The following is a 22,296-nucleotide window of genomic DNA, read 5'->3' on the forward strand; positions in this document are numbered from 1 at the left end:
TTTCTTAATTTTTGGACCTATGCTTTAACTTAATGACATTGACCATTCGGTAGCCCTTTTGTTATTAAACTATCGTGTCCCGACTACTGAAAGGCCGCAGGACATGATTATGCTAACAGTAAAAACGGCAAACATGCTGTTTCTTTGTTATTGATGCACGAATTACTTTTCATCCATATTTGCTTGTATAACGTCCATCCAATTTGGATTATGCATCATTTCCGAAGAATCCCCATAAAATGCCTTCATGGCTTCCCGATCATCAAGCAGCTGATATCTCAACCAAGCCGTCAAGTAACCTCTATGATTGCCGCCATTTCCTTCAATCGCTGTATGAGCTGCACCTTTTGCCATCCCCATCATAACAGGCGTGCTTGCGTTAGTACTATGCAAAGCTAATTGATTCGTTGATACCGGTGAGATTAGAAAATCTCGTGTACCGCCCATAATGAGGAAAGGAACGGTAATACGTGCTGTATCGTACACGTCTTCTGGATCACAATGCTTCAAATTTGGAAGAGCGATGGATACAACCGTCTTAATCAACGATCCACTTACATAGTTGGTATGAGCATTAATAACCCCAGTAGACCCTTGAGAATGTCCAGCTACACCAATATGTTCCATTTGTATTTTTTGATAAAATAAGCTGTTTGCTAGTTGGTTTTCATTTCTCAAATAATCAATAGCCTCCACAATTTCTTTGCCTGTTCCTGTTGTCTTGCTATAGGAATCTATTACAATGAATCCCCAGCTAGTAAGATGAGTTAAGAGCTCATCATAACGATCTGGCGTGGCATCTGTTCCATTTCCCCAAGAAATAATAGGATAGGATTCGTCTCCTTGAAATGCTGGGTAGTATATTCTAAATAAAGCCTCTCCGCTTGTATTCTTAATTTCTTCTACCTTTACTTGATAGCTTCCTTGCTGTGCATACCGCTGCTCAATGCTCCCTTCTGCAAGTTCTGGTACATTAGAATGAATGATTATTTGCATGAAAATTGTTATTGGAACTGCAACGATAAGGACTAAAGCTGACAACCAAAAAATCCACTTTCGTTTTTTCAAAACCGACATACACGTGACCTCTACGATAGTCTATAGGTTTCTCTATCGTTTTCTCTTATAAAATATGAAACTAAAGGGATATACGTGAAAGATGTAGTTATGTTTCATTATACATGATGCTATATTGAAATCATGTTTGGGTTCCTGGTAGTGTACGTTCATACCCGCCGATATGCTTTTTTCTAGCAGATTCAGCGGTTCCGAAAAATTTTACTTATAACAAAAAAAGCCGCTATTTAAGCGACTTTCAATGTTTATATGTTCTTGTCGTCTATATACTGTTTCGATTGCTCTACTCCTTACTTCATTTCAGCTACGCTAACAGCGACCTGTTCAATTTGACTGCTGCTTAGGGAACCGTCAGGGGAGCTGATCGTCACCGTCCGGTCGTTCAGTTGGAAACCCAGCAACGGCGTTTCGGAAGGCGTATACCACTTCGCGCTAACACCGTTAGACAGCTTAACCTCCTTGGATATATACCCGGTGGAATAATCCCGTGGCGACACATTCACTGTCATATGCTTATAGATCAGATTGACTCCATCGCCCGTAGCTGCTGCTTTAACGTAATTGTCATTTTTGGCCATTTGCTGTGGAGCATAGGCCGTCTCAAAGGATTCAAACTTGGCGTATGCCTCTTTAATGGCCTTGATCTGTGCTTCACTGTAATTGATGGTCGTCCATTCATTTGCACTGCTTTCGCCATCATGTTCCGTCTCCAGCCGAATCTGCTGGCTAGCTGCATCGAACTCTACATCAATACCAGCCAGGTTAGAAATGACCCGCACCGGCAAATACGTCGTATTCTGATAGGTGATCGGCACCAGCTTTTTGCCGTTACTGTCTGTCAAAGACTGATCCGCACCATTTACGATGAAGGTAATGCCGTGATTCAGATAAGCATTGATCTTCTCCAGTTTGCTTCCAGCATACACGCCGGCGGCTCCCGATAAAGTCATTCCCAATACGATGGCGGTCAATAGTGTTTTTTTCACAACGAATCTCTCCTTTTTTTGAACCATATCATTTTTTGAAATCCACAACATGCGTAACGATTAGCTTTTCTTTATCGTCCACGGTAATGCCCAACCTCGTGCCCGAAGGGTTCCAGCTCAGCGGGTATACCGGATAGTACGATAACCCTAGCGGTGATACCTTGCCGGAGATTGTATCAAAGATATAGATCCCATTCATGCCACCCTGATCCTCGGTATAAACCGCGAAGGCCAGCTTGGAGGAGTCGGGGGACCATGACTGATGGGACAGTAAATCGCCCTTGCCGATCAACAAACCTTGTACATGACCACCCGTATCGTAGATGAGTAGGCGCGAGTCTTCCTGCCCGCCGCTTCTTGAGGTGGAGACGGCAATCCGCTGACTGTTAGGCGACAGACTCAAAGTGGAGACATCCTTTGCGAGCAGAGTTGGCCGGGATTGTGTTGGGGTGAAGCTCTTCATACGACCCTTGGCATCGGTGTAATAAATCTTCCCGTTGCCCGCAGCAAATTCGGTGAAGTTCTCTACATCAGGATCCTGAAGCTCAATCTTCTTCCGGGTACCATCCACAGATATGTTCCATATCTCGCCCCGGTCCTTCATCGAGCCGGCGGCAAGAACATAGAAGTCATTATTAATCCAGCTACCTACTTCCATATAATTGTCGAACACGACCTTATGCCGCTCCCCTGTAGCCATATTTTTGATCTCGTTCACGGCCTTATATTTGTCCTTCCAGGTCTGAATGAAGCTGTATTTCCCATCCGGCGATAGATAAGATTTGATGACTTCTCCCTGATCCGCTCCTGTCTGTTCCTCGGTGCTCAGCCGCTCACCAGTTTCCAAATTAACTAGAAACCTATGGTAGCTAAATTGCGCTTCCTCCGTCGCGGTGGCCTGTTTCTCTACCGTGGTGACTTGGATCTCCAGTTCGTAGTCCGAGAACCATTTCTCGATATTAGCGCCATTCATCTGGTGTATGCGTTGCACGGCAATTCCCTGCTCAGCAGGCGGTTTTCTCTCTTTGACTACTGTCAGTTCACGTTTTCCTCCTGTCGCCTCAGAACCGGATTGGTCAGTTGTATCCGGCGTGCTACGCACCTGTTTACTACCTTCCTGTTCTGCATCACAGCCGAATAAGATACCAGTAGATAGCAAGGCCATGGCAATTAGACCGGCGATGTATTTCCCTTTGTTCATCAGGACCTCCTGCTCACAAAAATTATTCTGACCCGGGCCGCGGTTGTTCAAAGCTTCCCATGGCCTTTATTATAGAGAGACAATATTGCATAAGCATATCCGGCTTGTAACGAACTTGTAAACAACTCAGAAAGTCGGCATTGTCTTAATCGCGGCGAAAAGCCCGGATGATCACTCATTCCGGGCTATATCATTTGGTTTATATGTTGTCCATTCCGTATTAAAGGCATGTAGTAGTAGCTCCACCCTGAGACGTGACCCGTCAGGTCCTGTCTCTACAAGCTGTACAGTTCCGCCTTGCTTCTTGATCAGATTGTGAACTAAGGCTAACCCAAGTCCAGTTCCGCCGCTAGCTCTTGACCGGTCTCTACTGACCGTATAGAACGGATCGAAAATTCGGGATATGGCTTCCTTCGGGATACCGATTCCTGTATCGGCAACCTCTATGATCATCCGGAGTGCTCCGTCTGCTGACTCCGCGATGTAGTTCAGTAGGTGAACTTGCCCGCCTGGACGGTTATATTTGATCGCATTGTCCAGCAAATTGAGCATGATGTGCATCACGTTCTCAGGATCGGCCCACACTTCACCTTCAACAAGCGAAGTATGAATCGTAACCCTGCAGCTGTCCGCTTTCCCTTGCAGCCGGGCAACAGCTTCCTCCAGTAAGGGATATAGCGAAACCGCCTCCGCCTGTGTCTCAAACTCGTAAACGTCCATCGCTGACAATTGTAGTGCCTTCTCCACAAGACTGTACAGTCTCTGTGCCTCCGCATGGATGCGTCTTCCGGCATCGTCCAGCAAGGTAGGATCATCGCTGTACATCGTCAACAGGTCGGCGTAAGCAATAATCGAGGTTAACGGTGTCTTCAACTCATGGCTGATATTGCCGATGAACTGCTTTTGCTGCTGCTCCAATTCTCGTAGCCGCTCCACCGTTTCAAGGAGCTTTTGCTTTTCTCCATACAGAGCACCGACAGACGTGGAAATGCTGATGCTCATCTCATAGATTCCTTGTGCAAGCTCGCCTAGCTCATCCTTTCTGACTACCGAAGGAGCTGATAGATAATCGCCTTGACCAATTTGTAATGCCGCTCTGTTCAACCGGTCAATGACATTGACCTGCCGGAGGACATACAAGTAACCGATAAGGAAACCGACACCCAGCACGGTGGCACCGGCAAGAAGAAACAACTGGCGAATTCGGGCGTAAAAAGTATTTTGCTCGGCGAGCGAAGCATGAAACTGGACCGTGCCCAGCCGCTGCTCGGCATTGTACAGGGGAGCAAGGAACAACAGCTGATCCCCTTCGGTAATGTATGCCGACTGGCCCTGAGCCGTAAATTGCAGAGCATCCTGCACATCGGCACGAGGTTGAAACGGTAGCGAGGTGCCGGCAAATGAGCCATCCACCGTATACAGAGTTACTGCCATAGCGCTCAGTGCGCCCAAATCCACGGCCAGCCGTTGACCCGTCTGCATCATAAATTGATCCGACGGAATTCTACTTCCGGTCAAGTATTCCTCCCGCACGCGCAGATTGGCCGCTTCTGCCTGTCGGGTAAAAGATTGCTCCAGCATCGTCCGCTGGTTCTCCCGGATGCCACTCAGTACAAGCACGCTCAGGCAGGTTACGATAAACACGAGCAGCAGGGCGAGTAACAACGACATTTTCCCCTTCAGGCCCAGCCGAAATTTGCCGCCCATCTATGGTGACCCCGTACTTTTATAACCAATGCCGTAAACAGTTTGAATGAGTCCGTGGTGATTACCCAACTTTTTGCGCAGCCGCTGCACATGAATGTCCACCGTTCGGGTGCCACCCGTAAAACCCATATCCCACACTTTCTCCAGCAGAGCTTCCCGTGAATAGACCCGCCCCGGATTGCGCATCAGCAATACCATTAGATCAAATTCCTTCGGCGTTAAATCCAGCCGTTCGCCTTGAATATAAACCTCGCGGCTGAATAGCTCTGCGGACAATTCTCCCAGTCTCAGCACATCTTGCTGCTCCTGTTTCATTTGTTGGACATAATCTCCCCGGCGTGATAGTGCCTTGACTCTGGCCAGCAGCTCCCGCATATCAAAGGGCTTGGTCATGTAATCGTCAGCGCCTAGCTCTAATCCTAACACTTTATCGACAATATCGTCTTTGACAGTCAGTAACAGAATCGCTGGTCGCGGCCGACCATCCAGCTTGCGGCATACGTCATAACCGCTTAGACGCGGCATCATGACATCGAGCACCATCACTGTGGGCTGAAACGTCTCCACCTTGTCCAGCGCTTCCTTGCCGTCCGCAGCCATCTCGACCTCATACCCTTCCCTACGTAGCGCATAAGCTACAGCCGCCCGGATGCTGCTCTCATCATCTACCACAAGTATTTTGATCATGAACATCTCCTTGCATGCTTTGTACCATGTATTATACCAAACAAGAAGAAACGGTTGCACGACCCTTAATCTCCACGAACCAGACTTGAACCTGCCCGTTCATTAGTATAAAAAAGGCTACCACTCGGTAGCCCTCTTGTTATTAAACTATCGTGTCCAGTTAGTTAATAATTGCTCACTGTATATTAATCTTGATATATAGTCCAATCGTCAAAATTCAAAGTCAAAAACTTAATTTCCTGCTCATAATGAGATAAATGACCTTCTTCAATCATTTTCACAAAAGCTTCCTCTCCATTAGCTGCGCCTTGAGAAAGCGTTGCACACAAAGCTTGAAGGCGCTCAATAACCCACTGCTTTAGATTATCCGGGGCTTCCATACCATAATTTTCGAAAAACAGAGCAATCCGACGCCGCCGATTTCCAGCATGTAGATCGGGACTATAGGACACAGTCGCCGCATCGGGTGGAGCTGGCTCGAAACTGGCAAGCGGAACGGTTGTGTAAAGTGTATACGCGATATCCCAAATACGAGGGCCGGGACTTGCCATGTCAAAATCGATGAGCGCCATTGGATACTGGTCTTTAAAGACAATATTATACGGCGCCGCGTCGTTATGACAAACGACTTCATTTATTGCTGGATCTGGATAAGCGTTTTTTGGTATTGCTTCGGAAGCAAACCCTCGTGTTGCATCGTGGAATTTCCTCTGTAATTTCGCTATTTCTATAAGCGAAGCATCCGACCATATGTAAGGTGATATATCCGGATAATCATTTCCAGGAACCTCACCTGGGATAAAAGTAAACATTTCGCGCCCCTGTTCATCCTTGCCGAGAAAACGCGGGGCGTTGCAGAACCCGCTTTTTTCCAAATGAAGCAAAAGATCATTTACATACGAATTGTTGGTAGCACTTCGGCGAATGGTATCGCCTACTCGCACAACCTTGTTAACATTCCCGCCTGGTAGCACTTCTTCTATTTCACTCATAATACGTCCCTCCATTTCATAAAGGTATTTCTCACGATCCACCACCACGATCGTTCCCTTTAAATATCATCCGTTCAATTAAACAAGCACTGCCCATTAGAAAATAAATGTACCATAAATTCACTATTGTTTGTTGAAGTTAACTGCCAGTTAGTTAAACAAAAAAAGGTTGCCGAAGCAACCGCTATTCCACTATCGAGCTGCATAAAATGGCAGCCTCCTTTTATTTGTGTCAGTTTATATTTTTCGTTACACGTATTTTGCGGATTCGCTGTTTACCTACTTCCTCCACTCTAAACTGATAACCGTTGTACTCGAATTCTGATCGTTCCTGTTTTGTTGGAATACGGCCAAGTGTCCCGATGACAAAACCACTTAAAGTGTCGTAGTCATCTTCAGGAAAGTCAATTAATAAAATATTCTTCAATTCATCTAAGTGGAAAGTACCTGAGAACACATAGGTCCGTTCATCCACCTGCACATATTCAGCTTCATCTTCATCATGTTCATCAAAAATAAGTCCAACGATCTCTTCAATCAAATCTTCCATGGTAACGATACCAGCAGTCCCCCCGTATTCATCTAGGACTACCGCCATATGTACCCTGTTTTGTTGAAGTTCCTCCAGAAGCTCATCTGCTTTTTTTGATTCAATTACAAAATAAGGAGTCCGTATGACCGATTTGATATCCCATTCTTCTTGTTTGTTAGACACGATATATCTAATCAGATCCTTGGCGTGCAGAATCCCAATGATGTCATCGATCCCTTTTTCATATACAGGAAATCTAGTGTACTGCTCAGAAGCGACAAGATTGATGGCTTCAGCTCGCTGAATACCAGAATGAATCGCAATCATATCTACACGGTGTGTCATCAAGTCAGAAGCTGTTTTATTATCAAAATCAAAAAGATTATGGATGATCATCCGTTCACTTTTCTGTATTGTACCTCTCTCCAAGCCAGCATCAACCATCATACGGATCTCCTCTTCCGAGGCTTCTTCCTCTTCAGCATTTGGATCAACACCGAATAGTCGAACCGTTAGATTAGTAGATGCAGTCAAAAACTTCACAAAAGGAGAAACAGCAATAGATAATACATTTAGCGGAATGGCTACGATCATCGCAATTGGTTCTGCCTTCTGCATAGCCAGACGTTTGGGCACCAACTCGCCAAATACCAACGTAAAGTAAGACAATATTAGTGTAATCACGATTACGGACAAGGTGTCCAACAGATCAGGAGAAATCGTTACACCCAGTGAGAGTAAATAATCCACCAACACGTTGGAAAAACTGTCTGCTGCAAAGGCACTGGCTAAAAACCCTGCTAAAGTGATCCCAATTTGAATAGTGGCCAAAAATCCACTTGGTTCGGACACTAATTTATCAATGATAATTGCTTTCCGATTACCCTGCTTCGCCATAATTCTTATCTTATTTTCATTAATTGAAATTAAAGCAATTTCGGATGCAGCAAAAAAAGCATTTACCAAGATGAGAACAATCAAAATGATGATATTAAACGCCAATATAAGTCTCCTCCTAAGATGACAACAAGATGACAACAAGATGACAACAAATTCCACATAATTGTACATATTATGCACATTATTAATCTTCTCTAAATAATAATATAACTAATCATTATAACTAATTTCAAATTAAAAGGTCATTTTTATAAAAGATGTCGATGAACATCTAAGCCCATTTGAAGAAAGCATTTGCGATATGAAATGAAGGATACTAATTCTGATTATGTAGCCACTATACCTGGTCTAAGTACACCAAATAAGAGAGCTGCCCCTAGCACGGATTCCATTAGGTATAGGTTCTATAGGTTCTTGTTCTCTTACAGTTACAAAAACCCACTGATTCATTTCTGATCAGTGGGTTTAAACTTGATTTCCTCGGTTATTTTCTTTAACTTCGATCAAATTTAGCAGATACTATCGTTTTGTCCCAATCCACATATATGGTATATGAGCCAGGCTCTAAATTCGAAAACGTTTTTGTATCGGTGTACTCTTTTCCAGGCTCCAATTCGATGTAGTCTTTAATTGGAACTCCGCCTTCTTCCGCGAGTTGGTCATTCATTAGCAGCTTATAACTCGCTCCTCCAATAACAGTAACTTTTTTATCGCTTTGATTTTTAAAAGTATAAGTTATTGTTGTATCTGAGTCTATATTTACTACCTTAATGGAACCAACTAAATCAGGTAAAGACTCAGTTGTTGTCTTTGCACATCCAGTAAAAATCGTAGCCATCACTAAAACTAACATTAAGAGGAAGGCACGTATTTTCGTCATTAAATATCACCTCGTCATACTATGACGACAACTTCTATGAAATAGTTTCGAATGAATCATCATTAGCGACGGATATCATTCATCTACTTAAATACTTGCCTGTAAGTGAATGTTCTGCGCTTAGAAGTTGTTTGGGTGTGCCTTCGAAGATGACTTTACCACCATTTTTACCGCCTTCGGGCCCCATATCTATGATCCAATCGGCGTTTCTGATGACATCCAGGTTATGCTCGATCACGATAACTGTATTTCCGGCATCTACCAGACGATTCATGATATCCAGCAAATGAGTGATATCCGACATATGAAGTCCGGTCGTCGGTTCGTCCATGACGTAAATACTTCCCTGTTTATGCAGTTCGCTAGCCAGCTTGATGCGTTGGCACTCACCGCCTGATAGTGTGCTGAGCGGCTGACCGAGTGTCAAATAATTCAGTCCCACGTCACTCATGGCCTGAAGCTTGCGCACAACTTCTTTAATATCAAAGAAAGCGAGTGCTTGTTCAATGGTCATCTCCAGCACATCGGCTATTGATTTCCCGTTCAACTTGTAAGCGAGTACCTCTTCTTTGAAGCGTTTGCCGCCGCATACTTCGCAGGTTGTTTTTACACTATCCAAAAAAGCAACATCGGTATAAACAGCACCTAGGCCCTGACAATTTTCACAAGCACCCTTGGAATTAAAGCTGAACAAGCCGGCGTTCACTTTGTTGGCGGATGCAAAGGCCTTGCGCACATCGTCCATGATGCCCGTATAGGTAGCCGGATTCGAACGAGTCGAGACACCGACAGCAGACTGGTCGATCACAATCGCATCGGGATGCTTTTGCAAGAACACATCGTTGATTAATGTGCTTTTTCCGGAACCAGCTACGCCTGTCACTATAGTTAATACTCCCGTTGGAATATCGACGCTAACATTGTTCAAGTTATGCAGACTAGCGTTCACGACGGATAGTTTACCCGTGGCCGCTCGAAAATGCTCCTTAATCGGCATCGCTTGCTTCATATGATTGCCCGTCAGAGTATCTGACTCTAGCAGGCCAGAAAAGCTACCTTCATACATAATAGTGCCGCCACGGCTCCCGGCATAAGGACCGACATCGACGATATGATCGGCTACTTGTATCACATCGGGGTCATGTTCCACGACAATAACCGTATTGCCTTTATCGCGTAGTTTTTGTAGTAATTCATTAAGGCGATGTACATCACGAGGATGCAAACCAACGCTCGGTTCATCAAAAATGTAGACTACATCCACAAGGCTGCCACTTAGATGTTTGACCATTTTGACACGCTGGGATTCTCCACCGGATAAAGTGTCAGTTTCACGGTCAAGACTTAGATAATCCAAACCAATATCAACCAAGTGCTGCAGTCTGTCCGTCAATGCTTTAACTATAGGCGCTGCTACTGGATCTTGAATATCCTTTATTACCCCGATCAACTGGCCAACCTCCATGGAAGAGAGCTCAGCAATATTGTTACCGTTGATTTTACAGCTCAGAGTCGCTTGGCTGAGGCGAGCACCGTGGCAAAGGTGGCAGGGTCCTTCGATGATAAACGGCTCCACCTTTTTCTGGGTGCGCTCCGACATCGTTTTGACATCACGCTTGATGAACTTGTTGGTAAACTTTTCGATGAAGCCTTCCACTGTAATATTGATGGTCTTCCCGCCGAACTGCGTCCCCACTTTTTTTGCTTTGCCATACAGCAGTTCTTCTAGCTCCTCTTCGGAAAAATCGCTCAGTTTCTTGTCGGTATCATAGGAACCGGCCTGCACAGTCATGGTCCAATCCATGCTGTTCACCGCAGCGTCCGGCAGCATGATTGCCCCTTCATTCAGCGACTTTGACATATCTATCGCTTTACTCATGTCTACGCCTAGACTGCGACCGATCCCGTTGCAATCGGGACACATACCTTGCGGATCGTTAAAGGAGAACATGTTCGCTTGTCCAATGTGTGGCTTACCCACGCGGGAGAAGAGAAGACGGAGAATGGGTGAGATATCTGTAATCGTACCCATGGTCGAATGAGCACCGCCGCCTAAGCGCTTCTGATCGACGATCACGGCCATACTCAGGTTTTCGATCGCGTCAGCATCCGGCTGCGGTACACGCGGTAGAAAGGTGCGGACGAACATGGTAAAGTTTTCGTTCAGTAGACGCTGGGATTCGGCAGCGATGGTATCGAAAACGATCGATGATTTGCCAGAACCGGATACGCCAGTAAAAATAGTGATTTTGCGCTTCGGAATGCGTAAAGATACATTCTTAAGGTTATTCTCCCGTGCGCCACGGATTTCAATATATTCTTGGGTCATTAGATATCTTCCTTTACTCATACGGTTATTGTTCCAACACCTTTTCAAACTGGGCCCTCTCCTAAATATTATTACCTAGGGGCAACCGTTAATTTCACAATGTTCTTAAAGTATGCGACTTTGCGGACATAACACCCTCGCGTGTGATTTCTTAATTCGATATCATTTTAATTTAGTGTGACTTTCATCATAGGACGCCATTTGGTGTCGAGTCAACATCTTTATTAAAGTTCACATGTGTACTAGTCTCCCCAATAATGGGCACAATCGGAGTAATAACCTCTTACAATTCAAATAGAGCAATAGCTTAGAGCCGGATATTCCGGAAGCAATTGCTCATATATAAGATTAGCTTAGATCTGAATAATCCGTCATTGCTTTTAGGGATACGGTTATATTAGCAATTATCGAGATGTTTAAGCAGGTGTTTCAATTGTTGTATACCCTCGCATTGGGTAGTTATGATTGAATAAAGAATAGGTTTGAGTTCTGGGCAGATATTAAACTGCAGTGCGTTATTTGACATTCTTACAGCACCCTCATGGTGAGGAATCATTTCGCGTACAAAATTGGCATTTACACCATTGGTTACATGAACTGATCCCATTTCATAAAACATCGTTTGCGCTATCTTCTCGAATCTTCTCATATAATTAGATTGTTCGAAATCTTTATTCGTCAGCATTCTACATTTAGACTGGATAGATTGCATATTAGAGATACTTTTGGTTTGGGCTGAAATAATATTTGTAGTGATACTCTGTACTTCAAGATTTGTTGTGTACTTTAGTATATTCTTAGACATCTCAATCGCTGCTAGATGATGGGGAATCATCTGCTGAATAAAGTTTTCTGAGATACTATGCGTAAGCTGTACACTGGTCATCCTTCTAATCATGGTGTTGAGGATATAATAGTAAGTATTCAGGTAAGCTTGTGTCACATTGCTTAGTTTGTAGCTTCTAACCATTAGGTTTTTAACTCCTTTTTGGATAGTGTATGAGAAGTGCTATGGGTATGCTCCTAGGATTTGTTGAGCTATCGGTTTCGACTTGCACCGTTAGTAACATAAAAAAGACTGTCAAAGTGACAGCCTTGATCTTCATTTCTAGCACCTGATTGCTTAATGAATTGAATCCATTAACTCGAAGAAATATTTCGATTCATGAGTTTTATTAAGACTATACCAGGCATCTAATGTTTTTGGTGATAACACACCTAGAGCTTTCAAGACGTGTACTGAAAATTCTAACGGAGCTACACCAGACGCCGTGATCATTTTTCCATCGGTGACAGCAGACTCCATTTTGTAATACTTTTCGCCCGTGTACGTGGGACAGACCATTTTAAGGTATTCCAGATCATTGCTAGTATGCAGGCGTGAATTGAGCAATCCTATCTGGGCCAGTCCCATTGTAGCGCCACAAATAGCTGCAACCAAAATATCTTCTTTTAAGCACCGCTCGGCGAATTTTAAGATGGGTTGGTGAATGGTTTCTGTCCACGTCTCTCCACCCGGTAAAATCAATGCATCATTGGTTTCAATGTTGCACTCATCTAGTATGATGTCAGGCAATATTTTCAACCCGCCCATTGTAGTTACAGGGCTCTTTTCAATACCCACAGTAACAATTTTTGATGGGGATAGCCCCTTTTTAAAATATCTTCCCGAGTTTAGTTCGGCAGTTAAATAGCCTATTTCCCAATCTGCCATCGTGTCAAACACATATAGATATACCTTGTTATTCATCTGCAAGTTCTCCTTATTTTTCAATTCATCAAGTGATTCCATCCATTCATCCATAGGTAATCAATGATCATCATCATTATAAAAAAACTTCACTGACATCTGCTGTCAGTGAAGTTTCTAAAGTTGATAATATTCCATTAACTCCGACGCAACGGCAACAAGTTGTTTTTTTAGACTCTGTGGTTCGATTACTTGAAGCGATTTTCCATAGGATAGGAGAAAATAAGGGACATAGTTGTGAATGGTTTCTTCCTCAAGTAAAAAGATGGCTTGATTTGCTGTCCGCTCTTTCAGATGATGCCCCAAAAACCAATGCAGGCATAAGTCATCCAATGCCTCTGCCCTGCCTCCGATAACTAAAGAAATTAATCCTTCCTTGCCCTCTAAATCAGGTAACAGATTTCGCATAAAAAATTCACGGGCCGAAAAAGCTTCGGAACGCTTAAAGCTAATCTGGGTAAGCGTGATTTGTAGTATCCGATCTACCCGAAAGCTGCGAATCTCATTTCTTAGGTGGCAAAATGCAACAATATACCATTTATTGTTCCAGTAAACCATGCCATAGGGGTCTATCAACCTAGTCTTGGGTTGTTCTTCACGGCTCGTGCGATAATCAATTTCTACTGAGAATTCGTTTGCTACTGCCTGCTCCAATTCCGCTAATACTGGCTGATCAGAGGGGTCTCCCATGCGATTTATAACATCAAATCCTGCTAAATGACGGTTAAGTATACTTTCTTGCTCCTGATTCGAATACATTTTCAATTTTGATGTCGCATTGTCTAATGCTTCACTCAAAGGGTATCCGGCTTCTTTTGCAAACACAGCAGCATGAAGAAGTGCCTTTTTCTCTTCAATATCAAATAGCAAAGGCGCTCTGATAAAATTATTCAGCAAGCTATAGCCGCCATTATGACCTGCATCGGATATTATAGGCACACCACTGGCACATAGAGCATCAATATATCGATAAACTGTCCTTATATTTATTTCTAACTGTTCGGATATTTGTTTTGCTGTCAATTTCACGCCCGAATTCAGCATCCATAAAATTGCTAACATATTATCGTTTTTTGGCATGACATGAACCCTCATCTTCTATAAAACTTTTATATATTTGGCTCAAAACCAAAATCAGCGGTTGATGTCTCGTAGAGGGAAGCAGCATTACGTTTTGGAGGATGTTACCATCACTGTTAAAGGAGGATTTCCTAAATTGAATATCATATGGTAGAAATCCTCCTTTAAAGGTGAACGCTTCGCTTGTTCACATTCCTCCAAAACTCCACTGTTGTATTCGTAATGTCAACCACAGATTTTTTGACTGAGCCTAATATTTTATAAAAAATATTATTAGTCACTATCATAGCATAGCTACTAACGTATACGAACCTTGTCGCCATCCTCCAGCGGGATCAGAATTCTTAAAAATCTAACGTTTGTTGACTATAGTATCAAGTTTGTTATCTAGAAGCATCTTATGCTCCTCTTATACAATGAATGTAACAAGTACATTACAAGCGATAAAACACCATAAGGAGTGACAGATATGAGCTCTAAAGCCGAACAAAAAGAAAAACGTAAGCGCTTACCTTTCCGTTGGCACAAGCAGGATACGGAATTAACCCTCTTGGCATTACCGACGACGATTTGGTACATCCTGTTTTGTTTCTTGCCAATGTTCGGGATTATTATTGCCTTTAAAAACTTCAGAATTAGCGGCGGATTCTTAAGCAATGTGTTTAACAGTCCATGGGTAGGATTCAAAAACTTTGAGTTCCTATTCAAGTCGAATGACGCTTGGATCATTATTCGAAACACCATTGGCTACAATATTATTTTTATCATACTAGGCATTGTGCTTCCCGTTCTGTTCGCTATTATGATCGGACTACTCCACAGCCGCAAAGCAAGTAAAGTTTATCAGACGATGATGTTCCTCCCCTACTTCTTATCTTGGGTTGTCGTATCTGCAGTCGGTTGGGCGTTCCTAAGTTTTGATAAAGGGATTATCAATTCAATGCTCGTCAGTATGGGCGGTGATCCTATTAACTGGTATATGGAACCATCGTACTGGCCATTCTTTCTGATTTTCTTAAATGTCTGGAAAGGAATAGGCTATGGAATGGTCATTTATCTAGCAACCATCACAAGCCTTGACAGCACATATTATGAAGCAGCTATTATTGATGGCGCTTCCATTTGGCAGCAGACGAGATATATTACATTGCCCATGCTCAAGCTAGTTATCGTCATGATGTTCATTTTGTCAGTTGGACGTATATTCTACACCGATTTTGGTCTGTTCTATCAGGTTACACGAGATTCCAACTCTCTGTTCAACGTGGCTACCACCATCGATGTCATGGTCTATAAACAATTAAAAACCGCTACCGTAGGGATGGCATCTGCAGCTGCCTTTGTTCAGTCCGTATTAGGTTGTGCAACTATTCTGACCGCTAACTGGATCGTACGCAAAATTGATTCAGATAGCGCGATGATGTAAGGAGGTATGACGATGAGAATTAAAACTACTACTTACGACTCTGGTCTTGACAAATTTAACCGTACTAGCAATGTCACGAACCTCTGTTTCAATTTGGTATTTATCATTTTGGCGCTGATCTGCGTCATCCCTGTAGTTGTTGTTCTCTCTATTTCACTTTCCAGTGAGGCCTCCATACGGGAGACAGGATATCATATATTGCCGACTGTCCTGTCAGGAGAGGCTTACGGCTATATTGTTAAACAAGGATCGATGATTCTACGAGCGTTCGGCGTATCCGCACTTGTTACAGTGGTGGGTACTATACTCGGTGTATTCCTTACCACCTCCATGGGATATGTAATTTCTCGCCCAACATACAAACTGAAGGGCTTTCTAACCTGGGTGGTATTCATCCCCATGGTATTCAATGGCGGGCTGGTATCCAGTTACTTCATTAATTCAAATCTATTAGGACTAAAGGACAGCGTCTGGGCACTTATTCTACCGCTGGCTGTCTCTTCATTCAACGTCATCATCTGTAAAACCTTCTTTAAAAGTACGATTCCCGATGGGCTGATAGAGTCTGCTGAAATTGATGGTGCGAGCCAGCTACGAATCTTTTTCTCCATCATACTACCTATCTCCTTACCGGTAATTGCTACAATTGGACTGTTTCTCTGCTTCGGTTACTGGAATGACTGGTTCCAATCGATGCTTTATATCGACAACCAGAACCTATATTCTCTGCAAGCACTACTTAATAGTTTGATGAGCAATGTTGATGCACTCGCAAAGAATGCCGCAAGTATGGGGGTTAGCTACGCATTACTCGTCGCAACAATGCCGAAGGAATCTGCCCGCATGGCTGTAGCCATTCTCATTGTTCTGCCTGTAGCTTTCGCCTACCCTTTCTTCCAGAAGTATTTTATTTCTGGACTAACGATCGGCGCTGTCAAAGGATAACTACGAAATAAGCCAAGCTTGCTTGGTTTATGATAGATCACCGTAGAGTTATTACGGTGGCATAACTTACTAAAAGGGGGAAATGGAATGAAAAGATCTTTCAAGTTCATCTCTACACTGTGCGTACTGACACTAATGTTGACCGCTTTAGCAGCTTGTGGTGGTTCAAAGAATGCATCTACTACAGATGGATCTACGACGACAAACAACACACCAAAGGAAACCACAACAGACAATAAGGAAATTCCGACTTTGGTCTGGTGGACCATCGGCGGTCAAGTACCGAATAACTTCAGCAAAGCAGTTGAAGCCATGAATGAATACACGGCCGAGAAAATTGGTGTGAAAATTGACATCAAGGTAGCCAGCTGGGGTGAATGGGACACCAAAATAAATACCATTGTGAATACTGGCGAACCATTCGACATTATGTTCACAAACAGTGGTAAATACAGTAAGCAAGTGGCTATGGGTGCTTTCGCCGATATCACTGATCTAGTTCAAAGTGAAACACCTGACTTATACAAAAGTATTCCTGAAAAGGTATGGGAAGGTACAAAAATTGGCGGCAAGTATTATTCCGTTCCTACCTATAAGGATTCAGCCCTAACACAGTACTGGGTATTCGATGATAAATATGTGCAAAAGTACAATATTGATATCAACAATATCAAAACACTGCAAGATCTTGATAAGCCTTTGCATGATATGAAGGCTGAAGGCAAGAACTTCTACCCATTGCCAATGACACAAGGTGAAGGCTTGAATGGTTTCTTTAACGAATATGACGATTTAACACTAGGCTTCGCTCCAATTGGAGTAAAAGCTGACGATGCATCACGTACGGTTGTCTCTGTTCTCGAGCAGCCTGATGTTATTAACAACCTCAAACTCTTGCATCAGTGGTATCAAGATGGCATCATCAATCCTGATGCTCCGACTAAAACGGAGAACGACAAAGGCAGAGCATTCTTTGCAGCTCAGGCATTTCCAGGTGCAGAAGTAAGCTGGCAAATCAATGATGCTGTTGATAAGTATGTTATGTTCCAACACTATGGACCTATTTATACAACGAGTACAATTCAAGGTTCCCTAAATGCGATTTCTGCTAATTCCAAATATAAAAATGAAGCTATTAAGTACCTTGAATTAGTCAACACAGATCCAAAATTGCGCAATATGCTAGCATTTGGTGAGTTAGGTGTAGATTACCAAAGTATTGATGGTGAAAAGGTAATCGAGCGTATTTCTGATACTTGGCCGCTAGCTGCCTACACACAAGGTACATTCTTTGATCTAGCGGTTACAAAAGGTGCTCCTGTAGATCAGTGGGAACAGGTTAAGAAACTGAATGATGCAGCGACATCTTCCTCTATTCTTGGTTTCGCATTGGATGTTGCCGATCTTCAGACAGAAGTGGCGAATTGCCAAGCAGTATGGGATAAATACAGATATGAACTCATTACAGGGGCATCCGATCCGGAGAAAATGGTTCCTAAAATTACAGCTGAATTAAAGTCCGCAGGTATGGACACGATTATGAAAGCTGCTCAAGAGCAAATTAATAATTACTTCAAGTAAGATTACATTCATGAGCATCCCCTATTGATTCACTCGATATGGGATGCTTTTTACTTACTATCTATGAAGCTATGTTTAATCATGTTAAAGTGGTATAGTAAACGCTTACTTTAAGGCGACCTACTGTAATTGAGGTGTCCTATGAGCTCTTTTTTGCAAATCAAAATTTATCGTCAAAAGTTTATTGCCTATATCATCTTCGTCGTGATCATTGGAATCACGCTTGGCATTCTGACCGTTGCAATGCTACTGAATCAATGGGTTGCTGATTCCCGTATAGAGGCTACTAATGCTTTCGCTGGTGTAGAGAATGAGCTACAGTATGATGCAGACCGAATTGAGGCATACATGCAGCGTATATACTCCAATCATAGTCTAGTGGATGATGCTCGTAGCTTTCTAAGCAGCAGTGCTGAAGGCTACTTAACCAATAGACTACAAAACAGCCAATTCTCACAGCCTTTGGTATCCTTCCCAGAGGATATTAAAACCTACTTGTACAGCTGGGCGCAAGGTGAAATTACACAGATTAGTCTACATACCAACCAGTATGGAAATGTCGTACGATTTAACGATAACGGAATTGAAAGTTTCATGTTCGGTCTTCCCAATACGGATGAAGTTTTTCACGATACAATTCTAAAGGGATTCGTATATCGCAAGAAGCTATCGGATGTAGCGCAGGGCTCTCAGGAATTCGGTGAGCTACGTTTCTTGGTCAGTAGTGATCAAATCTTCAAGTCTATTCAAAATTATCGATTGGGTAAGGCTGCTGCAGTCAGTGCTTCTGGTGACGTATATTTAATCGGGAATGATCAGGACCAAGACTTGATGGAATTGTCCCGCCAAGCTGCGGCAAGTGGACGCAGTCATGGTTTTATTTCAAGAGGTCTTTTTAAGCAAAAATATTTTGTTACCTTCCCCTCCACCAAGTTCAATTTCAAATTCGTTAGCATTATTGATTTATCTATGTTGATTAGTCAGCATGCTAGGATGCTTCAAACCATCTTTCTGATCGGATTAGCGACTATGATAAGCGTACTTCTACTTATTGCGTACAATTTACGTGATGATGCTCTCTTCCTTCATCGTATTATTCAATCGATTGGTCGCGTGAAAACAGCCAATTTTACACTTAATCGCCCTGCTCGTTATCGTCGAAATGAATACGGCATGATCGCAAGAGAATTAGACGATATGATTCAACAATTAGAGAAGCATATACGTAACGAATATTTACTAAAGCTGAAACAGCAAGAAACCGAAATGAAAGCTCTTCAGAACCAAATTAACCCCCATTTTCTTTACAATACATTAGAGGTTATCCGCTCCACTGCCCTTGTTAACCGGGATAGGGACACAGCTGACGCAATTGCTACTTTAGGATCGCTCTATCGTGAAATGGTCAAAAAGGAGAATATTATTTCTATTGCAAGTGAGCTGGAATTACTGCAGAAGTACTTAGAGATTATGGAGTTTAAGTATCCAGAACGTTTTTATTATCAAGTCAATGTAGAGCCTGCATTACTTAGGCTCCCTACCGTGAAATTTTGGATGCAGCCTCTGGCAGAGAATTTTTTCCTCCATGGGTTTAGCGCTAGTAATGAATTTAACCTCTATATAGTAAATGGCTGGGAAGCTGAAGACCATTATGTATTAGAATTTGTGGATAATGGGCGTGGTATTCATGAAGAGCGTTTAAAAGCAGTTCGAAGTACTCTCTCTAACAATGATGATACTTCATCCAAGAGTATCGGGTTACGGAACGTCAACACGCGACTTCAATTCTTCTATGGGAACAGTTTCTTTATGAAGATTGAGAATAATAATGAAGCTGGAGTCAAGATCTCAGTAAGGATTTCAAAAGAGGTGACCTTAGAATGTACAAACTGCTGATATTGGATGACGAACCTCAGATTTTGGAAGGGATGAAGCGCATCCTAGACTGGGAACAATACGGCTTCAGTGTAATCGAAACCTGTGAATCTACTGAGGAGGCCATCTCCAAGGTTGTGGAGTTGATGCCAGATGTCGCAATTTTTGATGTCTGCGTTGGCAAGAATCTTGGATATGATGCGATACGCAAACTCAATGAGCTCCATATCCCTACGAAATATGTTATTATGAGCGGCTATAGTGAATTTAAGTATGCCCAGGAAGCTCTTCGCTGTGGAGTCAAAGACTATCTACTTAAACCTGTAGAACGTACAAAGCTACAGGAAGTTATTGAGAAGATTATTGTTGAAGATCTGGGTGGTACGGTAGGTAACATTAGTAGCGAGCGTTTGAAGAAGGATCCGGTACTGGATGTTAGTTATGACAACATATCCAAGCTAGTCAACCGCATTCTGCTGATGATCAAAACGGAATATGCTCAGAATATTACGTTGAAATCAGTAGCAGAGCGTTTCCAGATGAACAGTACCTACCTAGGACAATTATTTCTTAAAGAAACCAAAATGAAATTTTCGGAATACCTAATGGCTTACCGAATGCTTCTTGCCCAAGAACGAATTCAATCGACAGGTGAGAAGATTTCTTATATCGCTTATTCCGTTGGTTATAACAATCTCAATTATTTCTATACTCACTTTCATAGCTTCTTCGGCAAATCCCCCTCTGACCTGCGGGGAAAAGGTTAACAACGAACTCGGCAGAAAGGAGAATATATCGATGAAAACGCACCTTAGACACAGATATATCTTCATGATAATCAGTCTTATACTGTTAATCACAGCGAGTATGACCGGTTGTTCCCTAGAGTCCAATAAGAACAATGATGTTACATATGTTGGTGACACTGTAAATCTGATTTATTACACAATTGGAGAGCCCGATAAAGATCTGCGGCTCGTAAATGATAAAATCAATGAAATCATGGCTCGTAAGATTGGAGTTACGATTACCTATATCAAGGTTGGATGGCAAGAGTATGAAGATCGACTGAATACGCTTATATCCGCAGGAAGTTCTTTCGACATTGCTTTTGCACCCAATTATCCAAGCACCGCTGTGCGTGGGTCATGGCTTAAACTTGATGATTACCTTACAGGTCTGGGTAAAGATTTGTACGATAGCGTAGACCCAACATTTTGGCAAGGGGTACGTATGAACGATGGAAGCATTTACGGTGTACCTACCAATAAAGAGCTGTCCGTGCGTGATCATTGGATGTACCCTGCATCAATAGTGGAAAAGTATAATATCGACATTACCCAATACAATACCCTGGAATCGCTCGAACCGCTGCTCCGGATGATTCAACAGGAAGAGCCTTCATACTTGCCCATGGAATTGGATCGAGATTCGCATAATTTCTTCGCTCTCTATGGCTACGAATATATTGTGAACAATAAAGTTCCCTTGATGGTGAAATCACTGGACAGGGGCGCTCAGGTAGTAAATATCTTCGAGACAAAGGAAGCACGGCAAGTATTAGACACTTTACGTCATTATTATAAGGAGGGCTTCATCAACTTGGACGCAGCACTGCGGGAGCCTGGAGGACTTAAGCGTGGGGATAAAGTATTCTGGAAGTCCTCTGGTGGTGGTCCACTCCCTGAAACTTCTTGGAGTAAGGATCGCGGCTACAAGATTGTATCGACTCCCGTAACCCCCACTGTCGTCACTACGGAATCAGTCCGTGGAGGAATTATGGCTGTTAATGCTAACACGAAACATCCCATTGAATCAATCAAGTTTCTGAATCTACTTAATACCGACCCTGAAATAAGAAACTTATTTAATTACGGTATTGAAGGAGTGCACTACAACCTAGATGAACAAGGACAAATAGCCTTAATTCCTAGTAAAGATAGCAACGGCGACTTGATCCCGAATGCACCAGCGAACTATACCGGGGTACAATACACACAAGGGAACTGGTTTATCCTAAAAACCATGGGCGGTGATAATCCGGAACCCCTCGATAAATGGGATCAATTCCGTAAATACAACGCTGAAGGTATCAAGTCCACCGTGCTCGGCTTCACTCCTGATCTATCCAAGATGACCGCCCAAACCGATAACATCCAGATGATTTGGAAGAAATACTATCCAAGTCTCATGACTGGCTCAGTCGATGTAGACACGATCCTCCCCCGGTTTAACGAAGAGCTAAAGCAAGCAGGCATCGACGAGGTACTTAAGGAAGTGCAAACGCAGTTGGAAGTGTGGCGGGATCATAAATAAATTGTGCCTTCTTCTTTGTTAGATCGTTACAA

Annotated in this window: 18 protein-coding genes; 6 read left to right on the forward strand and 12 right to left on the reverse strand. The window is 42.9% G+C overall.

Going from position 1 to position 22,296, the window contains the following annotated elements:
• Positions 1-162: 162 nt before the first annotated feature.
• The 12 genes from EJP82_RS13985 to EJP82_RS14040 form a co-directional block, all read right to left on the reverse strand.
• Positions 163-1,077, reverse strand: a complete 915-nt coding sequence (locus EJP82_RS13985; protein WP_127192689.1) for a poly(ethylene terephthalate) hydrolase family protein — start codon at positions 1,075-1,077, stop codon at positions 163-165.
• A gap of 290 nt (positions 1,078-1,367) precedes the next feature.
• Complete coding sequence (locus EJP82_RS13990) at positions 1,368-2,090, reverse strand: stalk domain-containing protein (protein ID WP_170220188.1); 723 nt, start codon at positions 2,088-2,090, stop codon at positions 1,368-1,370.
• A 1-nt stretch (position 2,091) separates the two neighbouring features.
• The gene (locus EJP82_RS13995; protein ID WP_246054140.1) at positions 2,092-3,228 is read right to left on the reverse strand and encodes a TolB family protein; all 1,137 of its coding nucleotides are present in this window, start codon (positions 3,226-3,228) and stop codon (positions 2,092-2,094) included.
• Positions 3,229-3,435: 207 nt separating this feature from the next.
• Positions 3,436-4,971: a sensor histidine kinase gene (locus EJP82_RS14000; protein ID WP_127192691.1), complete on the reverse strand. Its 1,536-nt coding sequence runs from the start codon at positions 4,969-4,971 to the stop codon at positions 3,436-3,438.
• Entirely contained in the window at positions 4,972-5,658 is a 687-nt protein-coding gene (locus EJP82_RS14005) for a response regulator transcription factor (protein WP_127192866.1), read from the reverse strand.
• Positions 5,659-5,843: 185 nt separating this feature from the next.
• Positions 5,844-6,650: a phosphotransferase gene (locus EJP82_RS14010; RefSeq protein WP_127192692.1), complete on the reverse strand. Its 807-nt coding sequence runs from the start codon at positions 6,648-6,650 to the stop codon at positions 5,844-5,846.
• Positions 6,651-6,882: 232 nt separating this feature from the next.
• Complete coding sequence (locus EJP82_RS14015; RefSeq protein WP_127192693.1) at positions 6,883-8,184, reverse strand: hemolysin family protein; 1,302 nt, start codon at positions 8,182-8,184, stop codon at positions 6,883-6,885.
• A gap of 391 nt (positions 8,185-8,575) precedes the next feature.
• On the reverse strand, positions 8,576-8,962 hold the full coding sequence (locus EJP82_RS14020) for a hypothetical protein (RefSeq protein WP_127192694.1): 387 nt from the start codon (positions 8,960-8,962) through the stop codon (positions 8,576-8,578).
• 79 nt (positions 8,963-9,041) lie between these two features.
• Positions 9,042-11,291, reverse strand: a complete 2,250-nt coding sequence (locus EJP82_RS14025; RefSeq protein WP_127192695.1) for an ATP-binding cassette domain-containing protein — start codon at positions 11,289-11,291, stop codon at positions 9,042-9,044.
• Between the two features lie 397 nt (positions 11,292-11,688).
• The gene (locus EJP82_RS14030; RefSeq protein ID WP_127192696.1) at positions 11,689-12,261 is read right to left on the reverse strand and encodes a DUF305 domain-containing protein; all 573 of its coding nucleotides are present in this window, start codon (positions 12,259-12,261) and stop codon (positions 11,689-11,691) included.
• Positions 12,262-12,414: 153 nt separating this feature from the next.
• Positions 12,415-13,041, reverse strand: a complete 627-nt coding sequence (locus EJP82_RS14035) for a type 1 glutamine amidotransferase family protein (protein ID WP_127192697.1) — start codon at positions 13,039-13,041, stop codon at positions 12,415-12,417.
• A 117-nt stretch (positions 13,042-13,158) separates the two neighbouring features.
• Positions 13,159-14,121 (reverse strand): helix-turn-helix transcriptional regulator, encoded by a 963-nt coding sequence (locus tag EJP82_RS14040; RefSeq protein WP_127192698.1) that lies wholly within the window; start codon positions 14,119-14,121, stop codon positions 13,159-13,161.
• 469 nt (positions 14,122-14,590) lie between these two features.
• Between EJP82_RS14040 and EJP82_RS14045 the strand changes: the two genes are divergently transcribed.
• The 6 genes from EJP82_RS14045 (at position 14,591) to EJP82_RS14070 (ending at position 22,264) form a co-directional block, all read left to right on the forward strand.
• Entirely contained in the window at positions 14,591-15,547 is a 957-nt protein-coding gene (locus tag EJP82_RS14045; protein WP_127192699.1) for an ABC transporter permease, read from the forward strand.
• Between the two features lie 12 nt (positions 15,548-15,559).
• Positions 15,560-16,492, forward strand: a complete 933-nt coding sequence (locus EJP82_RS14050) for a carbohydrate ABC transporter permease (RefSeq protein WP_246054142.1) — start codon at positions 15,560-15,562, stop codon at positions 16,490-16,492.
• Between the two features lie 87 nt (positions 16,493-16,579).
• Positions 16,580-18,073, forward strand: coding sequence for an ABC transporter substrate-binding protein (locus EJP82_RS14055; protein WP_127192701.1), 1,494 nt, complete (start codon positions 16,580-16,582; stop codon positions 18,071-18,073).
• Positions 18,074-18,214: 141 nt separating this feature from the next.
• A complete protein-coding gene (locus tag EJP82_RS14060) occupies positions 18,215-19,969 on the forward strand; it encodes a sensor histidine kinase (protein WP_127192702.1) in 1,755 nt (584 codons plus the stop codon).
• Positions 19,954-20,715 carry a response regulator transcription factor gene (locus EJP82_RS14065; protein WP_127192703.1) on the forward strand — a complete coding sequence of 254 codons (762 nt, stop codon included), beginning with the start codon at positions 19,954-19,956 and terminating at the stop codon, positions 20,713-20,715. The genes EJP82_RS14060 and EJP82_RS14065 overlap by 16 nt, the downstream gene beginning before the upstream one ends.
• Positions 20,716-20,746: 31 nt before the next feature.
• On the forward strand, positions 20,747-22,264 hold the full coding sequence (locus EJP82_RS14070) for an ABC transporter substrate-binding protein (RefSeq protein ID WP_127192704.1): 1,518 nt from the start codon (positions 20,747-20,749) through the stop codon (positions 22,262-22,264).
• Positions 22,265-22,296 lie beyond the last annotated feature (32 nt).

The organism is Paenibacillus anaericanus, from assembly GCF_003994475.1.
Lineage (GTDB): Bacteria > Bacillota > Bacilli > Paenibacillales > Paenibacillaceae > Fontibacillus > Fontibacillus anaericanus.

Bases quoted from the DNA above. Each gene is read 5' to 3' on its own strand.
- EJP82_RS14045 (WP_127192699.1), top strand. From the start codon at position 14,591: ATGAGCTCTAAAGCCGAACAAAAAGAAAAACGTAAGCGCTTACCTTTC.
- EJP82_RS13990 (WP_170220188.1), bottom strand. From the start codon at position 2,090: ATGGTTCAAAAAAAGGAGAGATTCGTTGTGAAAAAAACACTATTGACC.
- EJP82_RS14040 (WP_127192698.1), bottom strand. From the start codon at position 14,121: ATGCCAAAAAACGATAATATGTTAGCAATTTTATGGATGCTGAATTCG.
- EJP82_RS14065 (WP_127192703.1), top strand. From the start codon at position 19,954: ATGTACAAACTGCTGATATTGGATGACGAACCTCAGATTTTGGAAGGG.
- EJP82_RS14055 (WP_127192701.1), top strand. From the start codon at position 16,580: ATGAAAAGATCTTTCAAGTTCATCTCTACACTGTGCGTACTGACACTA.
- EJP82_RS14050 (WP_246054142.1), top strand. From the start codon at position 15,560: ATGAGAATTAAAACTACTACTTACGACTCTGGTCTTGACAAATTTAAC.
- EJP82_RS14070 (WP_127192704.1), top strand. From the start codon at position 20,747: ATGAAAACGCACCTTAGACACAGATATATCTTCATGATAATCAGTCTT.
- EJP82_RS14005 (WP_127192866.1), bottom strand. From the start codon at position 5,658: ATGATCAAAATACTTGTGGTAGATGATGAGAGCAGCATCCGGGCGGCT.
- EJP82_RS14060 (WP_127192702.1), top strand. From the start codon at position 18,215: ATGAGCTCTTTTTTGCAAATCAAAATTTATCGTCAAAAGTTTATTGCC.
- EJP82_RS14020 (WP_127192694.1), bottom strand. From the start codon at position 8,962: ATGACGAAAATACGTGCCTTCCTCTTAATGTTAGTTTTAGTGATGGCT.
- EJP82_RS13995 (WP_246054140.1), bottom strand. From the start codon at position 3,228: ATGGCCTTGCTATCTACTGGTATCTTATTCGGCTGTGATGCAGAACAG.
- EJP82_RS14030 (WP_127192696.1), bottom strand. From the start codon at position 12,261: ATGGTTAGAAGCTACAAACTAAGCAATGTGACACAAGCTTACCTGAAT.
- EJP82_RS14035 (WP_127192697.1), bottom strand. From the start codon at position 13,041: ATGAATAACAAGGTATATCTATATGTGTTTGACACGATGGCAGATTGG.
- EJP82_RS14000 (WP_127192691.1), bottom strand. From the start codon at position 4,971: ATGGGCGGCAAATTTCGGCTGGGCCTGAAGGGGAAAATGTCGTTGTTA.
- EJP82_RS14010 (WP_127192692.1), bottom strand. From the start codon at position 6,650: ATGAGTGAAATAGAAGAAGTGCTACCAGGCGGGAATGTTAACAAGGTT.
- EJP82_RS13985 (WP_127192689.1), bottom strand. From the start codon at position 1,077: ATGTCGGTTTTGAAAAAACGAAAGTGGATTTTTTGGTTGTCAGCTTTA.
- EJP82_RS14025 (WP_127192695.1), bottom strand. From the start codon at position 11,291: ATGACCCAAGAATATATTGAAATCCGTGGCGCACGGGAGAATAACCTT.